This window comes from Rhodococcus sp. F64268 (assembly GCF_023015605.1).
In the GTDB taxonomy this organism is placed as follows: domain Bacteria; phylum Actinomycetota; class Actinomycetes; order Mycobacteriales; family Mycobacteriaceae; genus Rhodococcus.
Genome location: NZ_JALKAI010000053.1, coordinates 1 through 265 on the forward strand (window position 1 = coordinate 1; position 265 = coordinate 265).

The 265-nt window shown below is 63.8% G+C and carries 1 pseudogene; it reads right to left on the bottom strand.

Going from position 1 to position 265, the window contains the following annotated elements:
• A pseudogene (locus MWU77_RS25185) lies at positions 1-265 on the bottom strand (IS3 family transposase); the annotation flags it as partial.

Below are 265 nucleotides of genomic sequence, written 5' to 3' on the forward strand. Positions count from 1 at the left end.
TCTGTCATGAACTCCGCTGCGAGGATGCCGGACTCGCGGGTCTGCACATGCACTCCTACGATGTAGCGGGAGTAGATGTCGATCATCACGTAGGCGTCGTAATAGACCCCGCGGGCCGGGCCGGGCAGTTTCGTGATGTCCCAGGTGTAGACCTGCCGCGGTGCGGTGGCCACCAGTTCCGGGCATGCCCGGGCGGGATGTCGGGCCTGGCGGCGTCTGTCTTTGACCTGCGTGTTCTCGCGCAGGATCCGGTACATCGTCGATA